Source organism: Tabrizicola sp. TH137 (genome assembly GCF_002855575.1).
Lineage (GTDB): Bacteria > Pseudomonadota > Alphaproteobacteria > Rhodobacterales > Rhodobacteraceae > Paragemmobacter.
Window position 1 is genome coordinate 787,768 of sequence record NZ_PKRQ01000002.1, and the last position, 18,542, is coordinate 806,309.

The 18,542-nt window shown below is 67.9% G+C and carries 20 protein-coding genes; 14 read left to right on the forward strand and 6 right to left on the reverse strand.

What is annotated here, in order from left to right:
• Nucleotides 1-17 precede the first annotated feature (17 nt).
• The 7 genes from C0V75_RS09255 to C0V75_RS09285 all read left to right on the forward strand — a co-directional run bounded on the left by C0V75_RS09255 (nucleotide 18) and on the right by C0V75_RS09285 (nucleotide 5,275).
• On the forward strand, nucleotides 18-659 hold the full coding sequence (locus C0V75_RS09255) for a hypothetical protein (RefSeq protein ID WP_101920580.1): 642 nt from the start codon (nucleotides 18-20) through the stop codon (nucleotides 657-659).
• Nucleotides 652-1,368, forward strand: a complete 717-nt coding sequence (locus C0V75_RS24055) for a DUF3307 domain-containing protein (RefSeq protein ID WP_101920581.1) — start codon at nucleotides 652-654, stop codon at nucleotides 1,366-1,368. The genes C0V75_RS09255 and C0V75_RS24055 overlap by 8 nt, the downstream gene beginning before the upstream one ends.
• 26 nt (nucleotides 1,369-1,394) lie before the next feature.
• Nucleotides 1,395-1,754, forward strand: coding sequence for an iron-sulfur cluster assembly accessory protein (locus tag C0V75_RS09265; RefSeq protein ID WP_101920582.1), 360 nt, complete (start codon nucleotides 1,395-1,397; stop codon nucleotides 1,752-1,754).
• Nucleotides 1,755-1,968: 214 nt separating this feature from the next.
• The gene (tpiA, locus tag C0V75_RS09270; protein WP_101920583.1) at nucleotides 1,969-2,712 is read left to right on the forward strand and encodes a triose-phosphate isomerase; all 744 of its coding nucleotides are present in this window, start codon (nucleotides 1,969-1,971) and stop codon (nucleotides 2,710-2,712) included.
• Nucleotides 2,713-2,791: 79 nt separating this feature from the next.
• On the forward strand, nucleotides 2,792-3,712 hold the full coding sequence (locus C0V75_RS24060; RefSeq protein ID WP_101920584.1) for a DMT family transporter: 921 nt from the start codon (nucleotides 2,792-2,794) through the stop codon (nucleotides 3,710-3,712).
• Nucleotides 3,713-3,721: 9 nt separating this feature from the next.
• The gene (locus tag C0V75_RS09280; protein WP_101920585.1) at nucleotides 3,722-4,906 is read left to right on the forward strand and encodes a cytochrome P450; all 1,185 of its coding nucleotides are present in this window, start codon (nucleotides 3,722-3,724) and stop codon (nucleotides 4,904-4,906) included.
• Between the two features lie 108 nt (nucleotides 4,907-5,014).
• Entirely contained in the window at nucleotides 5,015-5,275 is a 261-nt protein-coding gene (locus C0V75_RS09285) for a hypothetical protein (protein WP_143710399.1), read from the forward strand.
• Nucleotides 5,276-5,278: 3 nt separating this feature from the next.
• Here the strand turns inward: C0V75_RS09285 and C0V75_RS09290 are convergent, their stop codons facing one another.
• Nucleotides 5,279-5,740: an Lrp/AsnC family transcriptional regulator gene (locus C0V75_RS09290; protein ID WP_101920587.1), complete on the reverse strand. Its 462-nt coding sequence runs from the start codon at nucleotides 5,738-5,740 to the stop codon at nucleotides 5,279-5,281.
• A gap of 138 nt (nucleotides 5,741-5,878) precedes the next feature.
• Between C0V75_RS09290 and cobA the strand changes: the two genes are divergently transcribed.
• The 6 genes from cobA to C0V75_RS09320 all read left to right on the forward strand — a co-directional run bounded on the left by cobA (nucleotide 5,879) and on the right by C0V75_RS09320 (nucleotide 10,921).
• Nucleotides 5,879-6,652, forward strand: a complete 774-nt coding sequence (gene cobA / locus C0V75_RS09295; RefSeq protein ID WP_101920588.1) for a uroporphyrinogen-III C-methyltransferase — start codon at nucleotides 5,879-5,881, stop codon at nucleotides 6,650-6,652.
• Nucleotides 6,649-6,951 (forward strand): DUF2849 domain-containing protein, encoded by a 303-nt coding sequence (locus tag C0V75_RS09300; protein ID WP_101920589.1) that lies wholly within the window; start codon nucleotides 6,649-6,651, stop codon nucleotides 6,949-6,951. The genes cobA and C0V75_RS09300 overlap by 4 nt, the downstream gene beginning before the upstream one ends.
• 216 nt (nucleotides 6,952-7,167) lie before the next feature.
• Nucleotides 7,168-8,838, forward strand: a complete 1,671-nt coding sequence (locus C0V75_RS09305; RefSeq protein ID WP_101920590.1) for a nitrite/sulfite reductase — start codon at nucleotides 7,168-7,170, stop codon at nucleotides 8,836-8,838.
• The gene (locus C0V75_RS09310) at nucleotides 8,828-9,586 is read left to right on the forward strand and encodes a phosphoadenylyl-sulfate reductase (protein WP_101920591.1); all 759 of its coding nucleotides are present in this window, start codon (nucleotides 8,828-8,830) and stop codon (nucleotides 9,584-9,586) included. The genes C0V75_RS09305 and C0V75_RS09310 overlap by 11 nt, the downstream gene beginning before the upstream one ends.
• On the forward strand, nucleotides 9,583-9,990 hold the full coding sequence (locus C0V75_RS09315) for a DUF934 domain-containing protein (RefSeq protein ID WP_101920592.1): 408 nt from the start codon (nucleotides 9,583-9,585) through the stop codon (nucleotides 9,988-9,990). Before C0V75_RS09310 ends, C0V75_RS09315 begins: the two co-directional genes overlap by 4 nt.
• Before the next feature lie 127 nt (nucleotides 9,991-10,117).
• Nucleotides 10,118-10,921, forward strand: a complete 804-nt coding sequence (locus tag C0V75_RS09320; RefSeq protein WP_101920793.1) for a ferredoxin--NADP reductase — start codon at nucleotides 10,118-10,120, stop codon at nucleotides 10,919-10,921.
• 166 nt (nucleotides 10,922-11,087) lie between these two features.
• On the opposite strand, the gene C0V75_RS23950 is transcribed toward C0V75_RS09320, so the two are convergent.
• Nucleotides 11,088-11,651, reverse strand: a complete 564-nt coding sequence (locus C0V75_RS23950; RefSeq protein ID WP_158241811.1) for a hypothetical protein — start codon at nucleotides 11,649-11,651, stop codon at nucleotides 11,088-11,090.
• 234 nt (nucleotides 11,652-11,885) lie between these two features.
• Between C0V75_RS23950 and infC the strand changes: the two genes are divergently transcribed.
• Complete coding sequence (gene infC, locus C0V75_RS09330) at nucleotides 11,886-12,425, forward strand: translation initiation factor IF-3 (RefSeq protein ID WP_101920794.1); 540 nt, start codon at nucleotides 11,886-11,888, stop codon at nucleotides 12,423-12,425.
• A 190-nt stretch (nucleotides 12,426-12,615) separates the two neighbouring features.
• Here infC and C0V75_RS09335 read toward each other — a convergent pair whose 3' ends face one another.
• The 4 genes from C0V75_RS09335 to C0V75_RS09350 all read right to left on the reverse strand — a co-directional run bounded on the left by C0V75_RS09335 (nucleotide 12,616) and on the right by C0V75_RS09350 (nucleotide 18,476).
• Complete coding sequence (locus C0V75_RS09335; RefSeq protein WP_101920593.1) at nucleotides 12,616-13,617, reverse strand: molybdopterin-binding protein; 1,002 nt, start codon at nucleotides 13,615-13,617, stop codon at nucleotides 12,616-12,618.
• A 4-nt stretch (nucleotides 13,618-13,621) separates the two neighbouring features.
• The gene (locus tag C0V75_RS09340) at nucleotides 13,622-14,611 is read right to left on the reverse strand and encodes an XdhC family protein (protein ID WP_101920795.1); all 990 of its coding nucleotides are present in this window, start codon (nucleotides 14,609-14,611) and stop codon (nucleotides 13,622-13,624) included.
• Between the two features lie 249 nt (nucleotides 14,612-14,860).
• Nucleotides 14,861-17,086, reverse strand: a complete 2,226-nt coding sequence (locus C0V75_RS09345; RefSeq protein WP_101920594.1) for an OmpA family protein — start codon at nucleotides 17,084-17,086, stop codon at nucleotides 14,861-14,863.
• Nucleotides 17,087-17,213: 127 nt separating this feature from the next.
• Complete coding sequence (locus C0V75_RS09350) at nucleotides 17,214-18,476, reverse strand: VWA domain-containing protein (protein ID WP_101920595.1); 1,263 nt, start codon at nucleotides 18,474-18,476, stop codon at nucleotides 17,214-17,216.
• Between the last annotated feature and the right edge of the window lie 66 nt (nucleotides 18,477-18,542).

The following is an 18,542-nucleotide window of genomic DNA, read 5'->3' on the forward strand; positions in this document are numbered from 1 at the left end:
AGGGTTTTCCTTTGCACATGCCCCAAGACCGCATCCATGCCGTCCTCACCGGCGACCTGATCCGCTCCACCAGCCTGCCGCCGCGGCAGGCCGATGCCGCCATGTCCGCGCTGGAGCAGGCGGCGCAAAGGTGGCCGGGCAACCTCCGCTTCACCCGCTTCCGGGGCGATGGCTGGCAGGTCCTTCTTGATCGCCCGCAAACCGCCCTCCGCATCGCCCTTTCTCTGACGGCATCCCTCGCCGCCGCCGATACGGGCCTCACCACCCGCATCGCCATCGGTTTCGGAACGGTGACCCACCTCGGAACAGGCGATCTCTCCGATGCCCGTGGCACCGCCTTCACCCGCTCGGGCCGCGCGCTGGACCACATGCCGCGCAACAGGCGCTGGGCCGTGGCGGGCGGCCCCACCCTTCCGGCCTGGATACCCGCCACCCTCGCCCTCGCGGAATGGCAGTCTGCCCGCTGGACCCCCGGTCAGGCCGCCGTCGTCGCGGAATGGCTTGATCCCGTGGACCGGACACAGGAAGACTGGGCCTCCCGCATGGGCCTGACGCGGCAAGCCTGGAAGGCGCGCTTCGATGGGTCAGGGATCGCGGCCTGGACGCCCGCCTTGCAGATGTGGGACCAGTGGCAAGGGGAAGGCGTGACCGATGACTGAAACCCTCGCCGCCCTTCTCCTCGCCCATGTGGCCGCCGATTTCCTGCTGCAACCCGACCGCATGGTCGCAAACAAACGCAAACCCCTCTGGTTCGCCCTCCACGCGGGCCTCGTCCTCGGCACCGCCCTCGCCGCCACGGGCAGCCTGCATCCCGCCCTCTTCGCCCTCGCCGCCGCCCATGCCGCCATCGACGCGGTCAAGCTCGCCTCCCGCCGCAGCGATGCCACCGCCTTCGCCCTCGATCAGGCGGCCCATCTCGCCACCCTCGCCCTCACCGCCGCCCTCTTTCCCGGCCTCTTCGCCGCTGGCCTCTGGGGCAGCATCACCGCGCTCCCCGCCGCCTTCGCCCTCATCGCCGGGGCAATCTGGACCATCCGCGCAGGCGGCTATGCCATCGGCCATCTCATGGCCCCCTGGGCCGCCCTCATCACGCTCGACGGTCTGCCCAATGGCGGCCGCGCCATCGGGCAGTTGGAACGCGGGCTGATCTTCCTGATGATCCTCGGCGGCCTGCCCGAAGGCATCGGCTTCCTCATCGCCGCGAAATCCGTCCTCCGCTTCGGCACCGTGCGGGAAGAGGCGAAGCTGTCGGAATATGTCATCATCGGCACGCTCGCCTCCTTCGCCTGGGCCCTCGTTTCGGCCTGGGCGACGCTCGCGCTGATCTCCACGCTGCCGCCGCTTGGAATTCCTGCCTTTCCGCCTTAAGTTAAGCAGGACGAAGGAGAACCCCCATGTTCGGCATCCCCGGCAAACAGGCTGTCACCCTCACCCCCGCCGCCATCCGCCAGATCACCCGTCTGATGGAAAAGCAGGGCAGCGCGGGCCTGCGCATCGGCGTCAAGAAGGGCGGCTGCGCGGGCATGGAATACACGATGGACTACGTCGCCGACGTCAACCCGATGGATGAGGTGGTGGAACAGGACGGCGCGCGGGTGATGATCGCCCCCATGGCGCAGATGTTCCTCTTCGGGACCGAGATCGACTATCAGACCTCGCTCCTCGAATCCGGCTTCCGCTTCAACAACCCCAATGTGGCCGAGGCCTGCGGTTGCGGCGAGTCCATCAAGTTCAAGGACCAGCCCGCCGCCTGACCCTTCCCAGATTTCTTCGAAGAAATTTGCAAAAATCTTCGAAGATTTTTGACCCTGCGCGCCAGCGCGCAGAAGCCGCACCGCGGCGCAGATCTGTGCGCCCATTTGTATGTACACTTTGCTGCACAGTTTGCGGCACAAAACGCGGCACAGCCCTTTTCCTCCAACCCCTTTCCCCGTAACGCTGTTCCCGCTCGCACCAAGGGAGGGAAGGATGCGCAAACTCGCCGCCGGAAACTGGAAGATGAACGGCACCGCCGCCGCCCTGGCCGAGGTGTCGGCGCTGGCCCAGGCCCATCCCGCGCCCCGCTGCGACGTCCTCCTCTGCCCCCCTGCCACCCTCATCGCCCGCATGGCCGACCTCGCCAAGGGCACCGCGATCAAGGTCGGCGGCCAGGATTGCCACGCCAAGTCCTCAGGCGCCCATACCGGCGATATCTCGGCGGAAATGCTCGTGGATTCAGGGGCTTCCCATGTCATCCTCGGCCATTCCGAACGCCGCACCGACCATGGCGAAACCGATGCCCAGGTCCTCGCCAAGGCCGAAGCCGCACTCAAGGCCGGCCTCACCGCCATCATCTGCATCGGCGAGACAGAGGCCGAGCGGGATGCAGGCCGCACCCTCGACGTGGTCGGAACCCAGCTTCACGGCTCCGTCCCCGCCCATGCCACCGCCGCCAATCTGGTGATCGCCTATGAACCCGTCTGGGCCATCGGCACCGGCCGCACCCCCACGCTTTCCGAAATCGCCGAGGTCCACGCCTTCCTCCGCACCCGCCTCACCGCCCGCATCGGATCGGCCGCCGCGGATGTGCCGCTGCTCTATGGCGGGTCGGTAAAGCCTTCAAACGCAACGGAAATCTTCGCCGTCCCGCATGTCGATGGCGCGCTCGTCGGCGGCGCCAGCCTGAAGGCCGCCGATTTCGGCGCCATCGTCGCCGCCCTCTCCGCCGCCTGATCCCGCCCTTTCACGTCGCCCCCGGAACAGCCCGCAGGCCCGTGCCGGGGGATGGTGCAAGGGTGATCCAGGACAGTCCATGACCGCGCTTTCCCCCGCCCGCTCGCCGCTCTCGGCCAACCTGATCTGCATGGCCTCCATGCTGATCTGGGCCGCCGCCCTGCCCGCCGCCGAAATCCTGATCCGCGCCGATCCCGTCCCCCTGCCACCGCTCCTGCTCAATGCCGCGCGGATGGTCATGGCCGCCGTCTTCCTGCTGCCGGTCTGGTGGCTGGTCGAAGGCACCGACACGCTCCGCCGCGCCAACTGGCTGCGCGGGATGATGGTCGGCGCCCTTCTTGCCCTCGGCGCGCTGCTTCTGGTGCTGGGCCAGACCCGCACCTCCGCCGTGATGATCGCCGTCGTCTCCTCCGCCATGCCGCTGATCGGCATCCTGCTCGAAATCTTTCTCGACGGGCGCAAGCTGACCGGGGCCATCGTGATCGGCCTTCTGCTCTCGATCCTCGGCGGCATCCTCGCCGCCGGGAATTTCGACGGCGGCCTCGGTTTCGGCATCGGCGCGCTGATCTGCCTTGGCTCCGTCATCACCTTCACCCTCGCCTCGCGCTGGACGGTCACCGCCCTGCCCGGCCTTTCCCCCCTCGGCTCCACCAGCCTCACCATCTGTGGCGCCGCCATCACCGGCACCGCCTTCGCCCTGCTCAGCCTCGCGCTCGGCTTCCCCGGCCCGAACCTCGCCGCCTTCGGCCTGACCGAATTCTCCGCCCTCGCCGTCTTCGGCATCGGCGGCCTCGCCATAAGCCAGCTCCTCTGGATCATCGCCGTGGGCAGCCTCGGCATCGCCATGTCGGCGCTGCACATCAATCTCACGCCCTTCTATGTGATGGTCTTCATGCTCGCCCTCGGCGGCGGCTGGAGCTGGGTGCAGGCCCTCGGCGCCGCGCTCGTGGCGATCGGCGTCCTTGTCGCCCAGGGACTTATCCCCCTCACCCGCCGCTGATCCGCCGCCATGCAGACCCTGACCCAATCCCCCACCGATCCCGCCTTCGTCCAGAACCCCTATCCGTTCTACGACCGCGCCCGCGCCACCGGCCCCTTCTTCCACTGGCAGGACTACGGCCTGACCTGCACGCCCTCCGCCGCTGCCGTGAACGCCATCCTGCGCGACCGCCGCTTCGGCCGCGAAGCCCCGCCCGAATGCGCCCCCGTGATCCCCGATCACCTCCGCCCCTTCTACGCGGTCGAGGCGCATTCCATGCTGGAACTGGAACCGCCGCGCCACACCCGCCTGCGCGCCCTCGTCCTGCGCGCCTTCACCTCGCGCCGCATCGCCGCCCTCGCCCCCGAAATCGCCCAGCTTTCCAACGACCTGATCGACGCCCTCCCCCAGGGCGACTTCGACCTCCTGCCGCATTTCGCCCAGAAACTCCCCGTCATCATCATTGCCCGCCTCCTCGGCGTGCCGGAAAGCATGGCGGATGATCTCCTGCGCTGGTCCAATGCCATGGTCGGCATGTACATGGCGGGCCGCACCCGCGCGATGGAAGACCGCGCCATCGCCGCGACCGAGGATTTCACCGCCTTCCTGCGCGGCTATGTCGAGGCGCGCCGCAGCGACCCGCGCGACGACCTCATCACCCATCTCATCGCCGCCGAGATGGAGGGGGACCGCCTCACCACCGACGAACTCATCACCACCTGCATCCTCCTCCTGAACGCGGGGCATGAGGCGACGGTCCACACCCTCGGCAATGGCGTGAAGACCCTGCTGGAAACAAAGACCCCCGCCGCCGCCCTGGCCCCCGACCATATCGAGGCGACCGTCGAGGAAATCCTCCGCTTCGACCCGGCGCTGCACCTCTTCACCCGCTGGTGCTATGAAGAGACCGAGGTGATGGGCCAGACCTTCCGCCGCGGCGATCAGGTGGGGCTCCTGCTGGCCGCTGCCAACCGCGATCCAGGGCAATGGGACAGGCCCGCGCGCTTCCTTCCCGACCGCGTCCCGAAGCCCAACGCCACCTTCGGCGCGGGGCTGCATTTCTGCGTCGGCGCGCCCCTGGCCCGGCTGGAGCTGCAAATCGCGCTGCCGATCCTGTTTTCCCGCATGCCCGGCCTGCGCCTCGCCACCCCCCCGCGCTATGCGGATGTGTATCACTTCCACGGGCTGGCCAGTCTCCCGCTCTGCCGCGGCTGACCGGCCCGGACCCGATACTTTTGAATGCTTTGCTGACCAAGGGTCAGCTTGCGGCCTGCGGCTGCACCGACAAATGTCGGCCCGAACCTCTTCGGGCCCTATGCCGCCATGCTGATCTCCTTCTTCTCCACCATCGGCGTCAGCCTCGGGATGGGTGGCCTCCTTGTCCTGCTGCGGCGCGCCCTGCGGCTGCCGCGGCGGCTGTCCGTCGATCTGGGGCTTACGCTTCTGGGCGCGGGGATGCTCGCGCTGCTGCATCTGGCCTCGAAGGATCTCTTCGGCCTCGATCCCTGGTTTGGCTTGGGTTTCGAACTCGCCAAGCACGGGCTGGAACTGGTCGTGATCCTTCTGCTCTTGGTGGCGATCTGACGCTTACACCGGCAGCATCGTCGTGGCCTTGATCTCTTCCATGCTCAGAAGCGCGGTCACATTGTAGATGCGCACCTCGGAAATCAGCGCCTGATAGAATGTGTCATAGGCCCGCGCATTCTTCACCCGCACCTTCAGGATATAGTCGATATCGCCGGCCAGCCGATGCGCCTCCAGCACTTCGGGCCGCTCGCGCAGCGCCTTCAGGAACTTGCGCTGCCATTCCGCCTCATGCTCGCTGGTGCGGATCAGCACGAAGAAACAGGCCTCCAGCCCCAACGCCTCGGGATCAAGGATCGCGGTCTGCCGGGTGATGACCCCCGCCTCCTTCATCCGGCGGATGCGGTTCCAGACCGGCGTCTTCGACGACCCGACCTTGCGCGCGATCTCGTCCAGCGACTGCTCGGCATCCACCTGCAACTCGGCAAGGATTTTCCTGTCCATATCATCCAGACGGACTGCCATTCGCCAAATCCCCCGTTTTCGCGGAAACCTGTTCCCCTGCGCCCCAGTATCAGAACAAACATCCTTATCTGCAAGGGCATCTGGCCCGAAAGCGGGAAAATATCCTATATTGCCGGGATCATCCACGGAACATCCGCCATGACCGACCTGCCCGTCTTCGCGCCGCTCTCTGCCTCCGTCACCTTCGTCGGTGCCGGCCCCGGTGCGGCGGCGCATCTGACCCTCGGCGCCTTCCGCGCCCTGCAAGGCGCGGATGTGGTGATCCATGACCGTCTGGTGGGGGAAGAGGTGATGGCCCTCATCCCTCCGCATGTCACCCGCATCGACATGGGCAAGGAAGGCTTCGGCCCCTCTGCCGCGCAATCCGCCATCAACGCGACCATCGTCGCCCAGGCCCTGACAGGGGCGCGCGTCATCCGCCTCAAGGGCGGCGATTGCGGCATCTTCGGGCGTCTCGACGAAGAGATCGAGGCGGTGGAGGCGGCCGGTCTCTCCTACGCCATCCTGCCCGGCCTGACCTCCGCCACCGTCGCCGCTGCCGCCATCGGCCAGGGCCTGACGAAACGCGGCCGCAACCGCGCCCTGCGCATCGTGACGGGCCATGCGATGGACGGCTTCGCCGAACAGGACTGGCGCGGCATGGCCCGCGCGGGCGAGGTCGCCGCCATCTACATGGGCAAGAAGACCGCCCGCTTCCTCCAGGGCCGGCTGATGATGCATGGCGCCGCCCCCGAAACCCCCGTCACCGTGGTGGAGAATGTCTCGCGCCCCGATCAGCGCATCATTGCCGCCACACTTGCCAGCTTGCCGGATGCCGTGGCCTTGACCGAAGGCCCCGCCGTCCTTCTCTACGGTATCGAACCCCGTCGCGCCGCCCTGGCGCTGACCGACCTGAAGGAAGCCACCGCATGAGCCGCCGCTTCACCCCGAAGATCGTCACCGCCAACCGGCTGCGCGAAGGCGACGTGGTCTATCTGACCGCCGATGACCGCTGGTCGCCCTTCCACCACGAGGCCGAGCTGATCGAGGATGAGGCGCATGCCCAGATGCGCCTTCTCCATGCCTCCGCGCAGAAACTGCTGGTGGTCGGCGCCTATCTGGCCGATGCAAAGCCCGGCCCCAACGGCCCCGAACCCACCCATTTCCGCGAGGAATTCCGCACCCGCGGCCCCTCGAACTACAATCACGGCAAGCAGGCCGATTACGCATGAGCGGATGGCGGGGTGAACCCCGCCCTACGCGCCGCCAAGGCCTGTGGGGCGGGGTCCCCCCCGCCACCACCCGAAGACAAAACCCGTAGGGCGGGGTTCACCCCGCCACCACCCGAAGACAAAACCCGTAGGGCGGGGTTCACCCCGCCACAAGATGACAAAACCCGTAGGGCGGGGTTCACCCCGCCACTCCGACCAGACCCAGAGGCCGCGCAGATGTACAGCTATTCCGAATTCGACGAAGCCTTCGTCCGTGAACGCGTCGCGCAATTCACCCAGCAGGTGGAACGCCGCCTCGACGGCTCGCTGACCGAGGATGAATTCCGCCCGCTGCGCCTGATGAACGGGCTCTACCTGCAACTCCACGCCTATATGCTGCGCGTGGCCATTCCCTATGGCACGATCAACCCGCGCCAGATGCGCCAACTGGCCCATATCGCCCAGACCTGGGACAAGGGCTATGGCCATTTCACCACCCGCCAGAACATCCAGTTCAACTGGCCGAAACTGGAAGACGTGCCGAAGATGCTGCAAGCGCTGGCCGATGTCGGGATGCATGCCATCCAGACCTCCGGCAACTGCGTGCGCAACGTGACCGCCGATCATTTCGCCGGCGCCGCCGCGGATGAGATCGAAGACCCCCGCCCCGTGGCCGAACTCCTCCGCCAATGGTCCACCGACCACCCCGAATTCCAGTTCCTGCCGCGCAAGTTCAAGATCGCCATCACCGGCAGCCCGAATGACCGCGCCGTCACCCGCGCCCATGACATCGGCCTGCGCATGGTCCGCAATGCCAAGGGCGAACCGGGTTTCGAGGTGATCGTCGGCGGCGGCCTCGGCCGCACGCCCATGATCGGCCACACGGTGCGGGACTTCCTGCCCAAGGCCGATCTCCTGCCTTATGTCGAGGCCGTGCTCAGCGTCTACAACACGCTCGGCCGCCGCGACAACAAGTACAAGGCGCGCATCAAGATCACCGTGCATGAAACCGGCAAGGAAGAGATCACCCGCCTGATCGAGGATCGCTTCGCCGAATTGCGCCCCCTCTTCGGCGGCAACGATCAAAAGCTTCTGGCCGAGATCGAAGAGGCCTTCGCCCCGCCCGCCTTCCGCAACGCGCCCACGGATGCCTATGATGCCTTCTACAAGGCCGATCCGACCTTCCGGTCCTGGGCCGACACCAACCTCGCGACCCACCGGAACGCGCAATATGCCATCGTCACCATCAGCCTGAAGGCACATGGCGCCACCCCGGGCGATGCGACCGCCGATCAGATGCGCCTGATCGCCGATCTGGCCGAACGCTACGGCCATTCCGAAATCCGCATCAGCCACGAACAGAACGTCATCCTGCCCCATGTCCACAAGTCCGACCTGCCCACGCTCCACGCGGCGCTGGCCAAGGCGGGGCTGGGAACGGCCAATGTCGGCCTCCTCTCCGACATCATCGCCTGCCCCGGCATGGACTATTGCTCTCTGGCCACGGCCCGCTCCATCCCGGTCGCGCAGGAAATCGCCACCCGCTTCGATGAATTGAAGCTGGAACACGAGATCGGCCCCCTGAAGATCAAGATCTCGGGCTGCATCAATGCCTGCGGCCATCACCATGTGGGCCATATCGGCATCCTCGGCCTCGACCGCGCGGGGGTGGAGAATTACCAGATCACGCTGGGCGGCGACGGCACCGAAACCGCGGCCATCGGCGAAAAGACGGGGCCCGGCTTCGCCTATGATGAAATCGTCCCCGCGATCGAACGCATCCTGCGCGCCTATCTTGAAGTCCGGCAAAGCCCCGAGGAAACCTTCCTCGAAACCTTCCGCCGCACGGGCATCGCCCCGTTCAAGGCCGCGCTCTATGGCGAGGAAGGCGAAAAGGATGCCGCGTGACACCTCCACCCCGGAAGGCAATGTCGCCACGCGCGTCGCCCTCCTGAACGCCCGCTACAAGCATCACGGCGCCACCGCCGTGCTGGAACATGCCTTGAAGGATGCCGATCTGGGCAAGGTGGCGCTGGTCTCCTCCTTCGGGGCGGAATCGGTGGTGCTCCTGCACCTCGTCTCGGTCATCGCGCCGGAAACCCCGGTCCTCTTCATCGACACCCGGATGCTGTTCCAGGAAACGCTCGACTATCAGCGCGAACTGGCCGAAAAACTGGCGCTTTGCGACATCCGCACCATCCGCGCCCATCCCGGCAAGGTCGCGTTCGAGGATCCGGACGGAACCCTGCACCAGTTCAACACCGATGCCTGCTGCGCCGTCCGCAAGGTGGAACCGCTGGAACGTGCCCTGGCCGATTTCGACGGCTGGATCACCGGGCGCAAGCGCTATCAGGGCGCGACCCGCGATCAGGTGGAATTCTTCGAAGCCGAGGGCGAGACCCGCATCAAGGTCAACCCCCTCGCCCATTGGGGACGCGAGGATATCGAGGAATACATGGTCGAGAACCGCCTGCCCCGGCATCCGCTGGTCGCCAAGGGCTATCCCTCCATCGGCTGCGCCCCCTGCACCAGCCCGGTGAAACCCGGCGAAGACCCTCGCGCGGGCCGCTGGCGCGGCAGCCAGAAAACCGAATGCGGCATCCACTTCATTGACGGCAAGCCCGTCCGCACCACGACCAAGGAGAACGCGGCATGACCGTGATCGTCACCGATACCGGCTTCGCCCCCGAAGACTGGACCGCCCCCATCGTGGTGCTGGCAGATATTGCCACGCATCAGGGCGCGGTGGACCTGTCGAACACCGATGACCCCACCGCGCTTCAGGCCCATCTTGCGGATCTCAAGCTGATCCGCGTGGCCTTCCCCGCCTTCAACGACGGCCGCGCCTTCACCATCGCCCGCCGCCTGCGGATGCTGGGCTACACGGGCCGCCTGCGCGCGCATGGCCCGGTGATCGCCGATCAATACGCCATGATCCGCCGCGTCGGCTTTGACGAGGTCGAAATCCCCGACGACCTCGCCGCGCGCCAACCCGCCGCGCAATGGGCCTTCCGCGCCGACTGGAAAGCCCATGACTACCAGTCCCGGCTCCGCGCCTGAGGCGGGACTGGACGCAGCGTCCGAAAACTTGTATGCATACGAATGAAATAAGCCGCAGCCCGACGGTCTTGCGTCCGGCGCCCGTTCAGACCACAGAGGCCCTGTCCCCATGACGGAACTTGCCCAGATGAATGCTCCCGCTGCCAAACCGCATCTGCCCGATGCCCAGACCGTCACCCAGGTCACGCATTGGACCGACCGGCTCTTCTCCTTCCGGGTCACCCGGCCGCAATCCCTGCGCTTCCGCTCGGGCGAATTCGTGATGATCGGCCTCCTGGGCGACAATGGCAAACCGCTGCTGCGCGCCTATTCCATCGCCTCCCCCGCCTGGGACGAAGAGCTTGAATTCTACTCGATCAAGGTGCCCGACGGCCCCCTGACCTCCAGACTCCAGCACATCCAGCCGGGGGATGAGATCATCCTGCGCCCCAAACCCGTCGGGACGCTGGTCCATGACGCGCTGTTGCCCGGCAAGCGGCTCTGGTTCCTTGCCACCGGCACCGGCATCGCGCCCTTCGCCTCGCTCATGCGCGAACCGGAAACCTATGAGAAATACGAGCAGGTCATCATGATGCATACCTGCCGCGAGGTGGCCGAACTCGAATATGGCCGCCAATTGGTGGAAAGCCTGAAGGACGATCCGCTGATCGGCGAGCTGGTGGGCGACAAGCTGCGCTACTACCCCACCACCACGCGCGAGACCTTCCATCACATGGGCCGGGTCACCGACAACCTCACCTCCGGCAAGGTCTTTGCCGATCTCGGCCTGCCGAAGATGAACCCGGCAGAAGATCGCGCCATGGTCTGCGGCAGCCTCGCCTTCAATGTGGACGTGAAGAAGATCCTTGAAGATTTCGGCCTGACCGAAGGCGCGAATTCCGACCCGCAGCAATTCGTGGTCGAAAAGGCCTTCGTCGGCGACGGCATCTGACCCCGTCCCGAAACCCCAAAAAGAACAGGCCGCGCCGGATCCACCCCGCGCGGCCTGTTTCTTCATCTTGGCCCAAATACTCAAAAAGAACGCATCCCCCCGACGTGACGCCACCGACAAGGCCGCAAGGGGGAGGCCGGGGGAACACGGCCCCCCGGCCAGATCATCACAGCCCCAGCGCCGACCGGACCTGATCCACCGCCGTCTGCACCAGCGCCGGATTGGACGCTGCCGCCTCGACCGCGGCCTTCAGCGTGGTCTTGCTCAGCGCATCCAGTTGCGAGGCGTCGATCAGCGCCGAAATCCGCGCCGCGTCGAAATTGGCGGCATCCAGCGCTGCCGCCGCCTCGGCCTGCATATCCGTCGCAGCCCCGGTGGCGGCATCGGCCACCGCCGCCGCGGCCTCTCCCGCCGCCTCCGTCGCGGCCTCCGTCGCGGCCTCGGCCGCAACACCGGCCGCCTCGCCAGCGGCTTCAGCCGCTTCACCGGCCGCCGCTGCCGTCTCTTCCAGGGCCTGTGCCGCCTCTTCCGCCGCGGCCGTCGCCGCCGCCTCCGCTTCTGCGGCCGCAGCCGCCTCGGCCTCCGCCGCCGCCTGTGCCGCAGCCTCTGCCGCCGCTTCAGCCTCTGCCGCCTCTTCGGCCGCCCGCTGGGCGGGGACATAGCTGAACTGGTAATAGCCAAGTCCGGCCAGGGCCACGACGGCCACTCCGATGAGAAGGTTCTTGTTCATGCGCATTCTCCAGTTGACCGGATGATGTCCGGTTGTGGCGCAGATATGGGCCTCATCCTGGGGGAAATGAACCCCCGGCCACTCCCAGAGCCCGCAACGCGCGGCTTTCCGCCCCCGGCCCGCCGCGCCATGCGGACCGCTTTCTCCTTGCAGGCCAAGCGATTCCCGTTGAAACCGCCCCCATGGCCGACTAGATTGCGCGCGCCGAACGGAAACCGCAGAAGGACCACCACCATAGCCCGCAGACCCCACAACGCCCCTCCGCAACGCGAGACGGGCCCCCGTGTGAACGAACGCATCCGCTCTCCCGAAATCCGCCTGATCGGCGCTGATGGCGAGAATATCGGGGTCGTGACCCCCGCCCGCGCGATGGCGCTGGCCGAAGAGGCGGGCCTCGACCTCGTCGAGATCAGCCCGAACGCGGAGCCCCCGGTCTGCAAGATCATGGACTTCGGCAAGTTCAAATACGAACAGCAGAAGCGCGAGGCCGAAGCGCGCAAGAAGCAGAAGATCATCGAGATCAAGGAAATCAAGTTCCGCCCCGGCACCGACACGCATGACTATCAGGTCAAGATGCGATCGGTGCTCAAGTTCCTCGAAGAAGGCGACAAGGTGAAGGTCACCCTGCGCTTCCGGGGCCGCGAGATGGCACACCAGGAGCTTGGCCTCGACCTGCTCAACCGCGTGGCCGCCGATGTGGGCGAGAATGGCAAGGTCGAATCCATGCCGCGCCTCGAAGGCCGCCAAATGGTGATGATGATCGCGCCGAAATAGGCCGCGGTTACCCTCCGACGGACCGTCCAACCCGAAGGCCGCGCATCTTGCGCGGCCTTTCTCATCTGATGACGCCGACCATGAAGAATTTTCATCCGAAAATTCTTCCAACCCCGAAAAATTTTCGTACGAAAATTTTTCCAGATCACCGCCCAGGGGCGGTGCGAAGATTTTTCGGACGAAAAATCTTCTACTCCGGTTCCCGCAATTGCGGCCGCAGGGGGATCTCCTTCAACAGCCCCCCCACGCCCATGGCCGCGATCTCGGCATCGCCCACGGTCTGGCCGCAGGCCAGCCGCTCCAGCACCCAATCCGCGCCGTTCAACGCCGGGCTGCGTGCGCATCCCGGCAGGCCGATCACCGGCCGCCCGCCCAGATCGCCCAGAAACAGCAGGTTCCCGGGATCGACCGGCATGCCGAACCGCGCCACCTGCCCCCCTGCCGCGCGCAGCGCCGCCGGGGCCGTGTCCTCAAGGTCCGATGTGGCGCTGCCGGTCAGGATCAGCACCATCTCCCCCTCGGCCCGGCCGATGGCCGCCCGCAAGGCCGCCACGTCATGCGGCACGCTCTCTGCCCCCGTCAGCCGCATGCCCAGCGCGCGCAAGCGCCCCTCGACCGAGCGCCGCCCCTTGGCCGCCACTTTCGCGTCGATCCCCGGCGCCTCCGTCATCACCAGCGCCGCCGACCGCAGCACGACCGGCCGCACCCGGATCGCCGCCCGCGCCGCGGCACAGGCCGCGGCCAGTGCCGCCTCTTCCACCCCATAGGCGATGATCTTCACCGTGCCCACCAGCGTCCCCGCCACCACCCGCTGCCAGGGGGCCAGCGTCGCCAGCGTGATCGCCGGATGGACAAGGTTCAGCCGATGGATCGCCGCCGCGTCCAGTTCCACGATCCCCGGCCCGACGGCGTTCAGGTTCACCCGCCCCGTGAAGGCCTCGCCCGACCGCAGCCCCTGCGCCACCGGATCGGGCACCAGCGCCGCCGCCAGCCGCGCCGCCGCCCGGTCCTCGCCCACATCCCCCGGCCCCAGCCGCGCCACGGTCACGCAGGTCAGCCCCGCCGCCCGCAGCGCCGCGATCTCGGCCCCGCCCAGCACCACACCCTTGCGCAGCCGCCCGCCGGGCACCGCCTCGGAATGGGCGAGGATCGCCCCCTCGGCCGCCTCCAGCGTCACCTCTCCGAAGAACACAGGGCTACCCCTTCCGCAGGACGGCAGTGATCTGCGCCATCACCGACACCGCAATCTCCGCCGGGCTCTTCGCCCCGATATCCAGCCCCACCGGCGCATGGATGCGCGCAATCTCGGCCTCGGTGAAGCCCTCCGCCCGCAGCCGCTCCACCCGCTTGGCATGGGTCCGCGTCGATCCAAGGCAGCCCAGATAGAACCCGCCAGATCGCAGCGCCACCCGGATCGCCGGATCGTCCAGCTTCGGGTCATGGGTCAGCGTCACGATGGCCGTCCGTCCGTCCGGCGCCAGCGCCGCCAGCGCCTCGTCGGGCCAATCCTCCAGGATCACTTCGCCCGGAAAGCGCGCGGCAGAGCCAAAGGCCGACCGCGGGTCGATCAGTGTCCCGTCATAGCCGCAGAGCCGCGCCATCTGCAAAAGTGGCTGGGCGATATGCACCGCCCCCACCACGATCAGCCGCAGCGGCGGATTATGCACCGCGATGAACCGGCCATCCTCCTCCATCCCCGACCGGTCGGCCCGGAACCGCGCATCCACCGCCGCCTCCGCGCCGGGTCCGATCAGGGCCCGCGCCCATCCCTCGGGCCGCAGGGCCATGGCCACGGGCCGCCGTGCGGCCCGCGCCGCCACCAGCTCCGCCAGCATCGCTTCGGGCAGCGCCTCCGCCCCCTCCCCCACCGGCTCCACCAGAACCCGGATCGTGCCGCCACAGGCCAGCCCCACGGCAAAGGCCGTCTCGTCACTCACGCCAAAGGTCAGCACCCGCGACCGCCGATCCTCCAGCGCCGCCAGCGCCTCGGTCACCACCGCGCCTTCCACACAGCCGCCCGAGACGGATCCCATGATCTCGCCCTCCCCGGAGATGGCGAGTTGGCTGCCCGCCTGCCGCGGTGCCGAACCCCAGGTCTCCATCACCGTGGCCAGCGCCGCCCCGCGCCCGGCGCGGTGCCAGTCCAGCGCGATCTCCGGCAGGCTGTCATGCGCCGCACGTTCCATCATCCCGCTTGCCCCCCTGTTTCGGTCCCGATCATGCGTTGCCCGGCCCCCGGGCGCCACTGGCAAATGGTGGCAGGTCCGCGCCCCGGACAGGCCGCAAAAGAAGGCGCCGCGGGTCGGGGAACCCGCGGCGCGAGAGCAGTGCCGAACAGGGAGGAGCGGCACGCGATCAGATGGTGCAAGGGAGTTGGGCCACCCGATGCCCCCTTCTACCCCGCCCGCCGCTGCCCCTCCTTGACCTAGGTCAACTCAACGCAGCGCGGCCTGCCGCAGCAGCGGCGTGATGATCCGCACGGCCACGCGGCGGTTCTGCCGCTCGGCCTCCTGCGTGTTCACCCGCAGGTCGGATTCGCCATAGCCCTGCACCACCATGTTCTCGGGCGGCACGTCGAAATATTCGGTCAGCGCCAGCGCCACGCTTTCCGCCCGACGGTCCGACAGCGTCAGGTTCAGCGAGGCCGCCCCCACCGCATCGGTATGCCCCTCGATCAGGAATATCTCGTTCGGATTCTCCTCGATCATCGACGTCATCAGCCGCCCCAGCGCCGCCAGCGATTCGGCCTGCGTCGCCTTGATCGCCGCCGATCCGGTGTCGAAGGTGATGTTGTTCACATCCACCGTCGCCGCCAGTGCCCGCACCTGCGGGATCTCGCGGATCTGGCGCAGGCTGAACGTCCGGCCCAGTTCCTCGGCATCCAGCGCCGCCATGCGGGCGCGCAGCAGCGCATCCTCTTCCGAAGTGGACAGGCTGATCACCCGGCCGCGCGGCTTGGGCAGGCGCGACACGTCGATCCGCTCCTCGGGGTAGAGATCGTCGATCAGCACCACCTCGCGCCCCAGACCGTCATAGGTCGCCCGGCGCAGCACGCGGCCCGTCGCATCGCGGATCGTCACCACCTGCGTGCCGTCGCCCCGCTCCACGATGGTCCGGGTCGATCCGTCGCGGAAACTTTCGGTCCGCACCGTGCTGCCCGGACGGCGCAGCAGCGTGTCGTCATCCTTGTAGATGTAGTAATCGCCCGTGCCGCGCTGCACGACCACGCGGTCGCCCGAATTCGACACGACCCGGTCCTGATTGGCGTTGATGATCGCCCCCACGGCCAGCGCGCCCAGCGCCACAAGGCCGAACTTCTGAAGGTCGGTCAGCCCGTCATCATCCTCCGAAGCCGCCGCCGCCGTGGCGAGCGAGGCCGAGGCCGGGGCCGTGAAATCCTGCGCCGATGTGCGCGTCGTGGCCTCGGTGATTTCCTGCACCACGACATCCGTCGCCTCGGCCGATGGCGCGATTTCCACCGGCTGGCCTTCGGTCACCACCACCGGGGCCAGCGCCGCCGCATCGCCCAGCGCCGCCGGGTCCACGCCCTCGGGCTGCGCCAGCAACTCGCTCAGCGTTTCGACAGCTTCCTCGGTCGGGGCCTCGGGCGCCGCCGGATCGACGAGCACCGCCGGATCGGTCACCGCCTCGACAGCTTCCAGGACCGGCTGTTCCGTCGGGGCGTCGGTCGGGGCTTCGGTGACCGCCTCTTCGGTTGTCCCTTCGGCAGGCGCCGTCTCGGTCACGGCCTCTTCCGCCGCGCCTTCGACGGCGGCCGGTTCCTCGGTCACCACCACTTCGGCAGGGGCTTCTTCCGTGACGGGCTCTTCCGTCGCGACCTCTGCCGGGGCCTCTTCCGCAGTCGGCTCTTCCACAACCACCTCGGCAGGGGCCTCCTCGGTCGCACCCTCCGCCGGGGTCTCTTCGGCCACCGCTTCGGGCGCGTCCTCGGTCAGGATCTCTTCCATCGCCTCGCCGAGGCTGGGGTCTTCCTCGACCTGACCAGCCGCTTCAGCCTCTGCCGCCGCCGCGGCTTCCGCCTCCGCCTGTGCTGCCGCCTCCGCTTCGGCCTGTGCCGCAGCCTCTGCCGCCGCCGCTGCTTCCGCCTCCGCCTGCGCCGCCGCTTCCGCTTCCGCCTGTGCTGCCGCCTCAGCCGCCGCCGCGGCTTCCGCCTCCGCTTGCGCCGCAGCCTCCGCTTCCGCCTGTGCTGCCGCCTCAGCCGCTGCCGCTGTTTCCGCCTCCGCCTGCGCCGCAGCCTCCGCTTCCGCCTGTGCCGCAGCCTCTGCCGCCGCCGCTGCTTCCGCCTCCGCCTGCGCCGCAGCCTCCGCTTCCGCCTGTGCCGCCGCCTCTGCCGCCGCCGCTGCTTCCGCCTCAGCCTGCGCTGCCGCTTCCGCCTCAGCCTGCGCCGCCGCTTCCGCCGCCGCCGCTTCCGCCGCAGCCGCTTCCGCCGCTGCTGCCTCAGCCGCCGCCGCCTCTGCGGCCAGTTGTTCCATCACCGCGTTCAGGTCGCAGGGCGCATCCGCCGAACCTTCGCACAGAACCCGCCCGTCATCGGCGATCACGCTGCCATCCTCGGTCAGGGTCTGCGCCAGAAGGGGCATCGGGGCCACCTGCGTCAAAGCCACCGACAATGCCGTGGTCGAGATCAAGATCCGTCTCATCGGAAACATCCTTTCCTTGCCTCGCGGCCAGACCCGGCCGCGCCTTGCCCCCAAATGTGCAGCTTCCCCCGTGATATGCGATATCATCGGCCCGTTTCGCCATGACATCGGCAGGCCCCCGCTCAGTTCAGGCGCCATCCGCGCCGATCATCGCCATCAGCCTTGCCTTCTCGCCCGTGTCCCGCGCCTCGGATATCGCCGCGCCCAAAGCCTCCAGCGAGGCGATGGAATGGCCCGCGCGGAAACTGTCCACATGCGGCAGCATGGCCCGAATCCCCGTGGCCTTCGGCGCAAAGCCATCCCAGCGCAACAGCGGGTTCAGCCAGATCAGGCGGCGGCAGGACAGATGCAGCCGCTCCATCTCGGCCGCCAGCGCGCCGGTATCGTCGCGGTCCAGCCCGTCGGTGATCAGCAGGACCACCGCCCCCTGCCCCAGCACCCGGCGCGACCAGTCGCGGTTGAAGCCGCGCAGACAGGTGCCGATCCGCGTCCCGCCAGACCAGTCCTGCGCCTCCGCCCCCGCCGCCTTCAGCGCCGCATCCACATCGCGGTTGCGCAGATGACGGGTGATGTTGGTCAGCCGCGTGCCAAAGGTGAAGGCATGCACCCGCGCCCAGCCCTGCCCCTTGCGGTTCGCCACCGCATGGACGAAATGCAGCACCAGCCGGGAATACTGGCTCATCGACCCCGAAATGTCGCAGAGCACCACCAGATTGGGCCAGCGCTCCCCCGGCGCGCGCCGCATCAGCCGCGTCACCTCGCCCCCCTGCCGCAGCGCCGCCCGCAGCGTGCGCCGCGCGTCGATCCGCCGCCCCCCCGGATCGGCCACCATCCGCCGCGTCACCAGCGGCCGCACCGGCAAGGCCAGCCGCGCCAGCATCCGCTTCGCCTCGGCCACTTCCGCCAGGCTCATCTGTTCGAAATCCAGGCTCTTCAGCCGCTCCTCATGCGACATGGTGGCCGAGGCGTCGATCTCGATCTGCGCCTCTTCTTCCTGCATTTCGGGCGGCATCTCGGGAAGATCGACGCCGTTCCCATCCAGCAGCGCCTCTGCCGCCCGCTTCTCTGCCGCGTCCGCCAGCCGTTCCTCCTGCACACCCCGCACGGCGGGCAGCAGAAGGGTCATCATATGCTCCAGGAATTGCGGATCGCGCCAGTAAAGGCGGAAGATCTGTTCAAAGACCGCCCGCTGTTCCGGCCGGCTGACGAAACAGGCATGCAGCGTCCAGTAGAAATCCACCCTCTCGGTGAAGCCCGCAGCCTCCACCGCCCGGATCGCGTCGATCACCCGCCCCGGCCCGATGGGCAACCCCGCCCGCCGCAGCGCGCGGGCGAAATGCGCGATGTTATGGGCAAGCTTGCCACTTTCCGGCAGGGCAAGGTCATCCATCCTCAGCCCCTTTGCCACATGGGACGAATGTTCAGCGCCCCACGTGTCGCAGCCCTCGCAAGATGA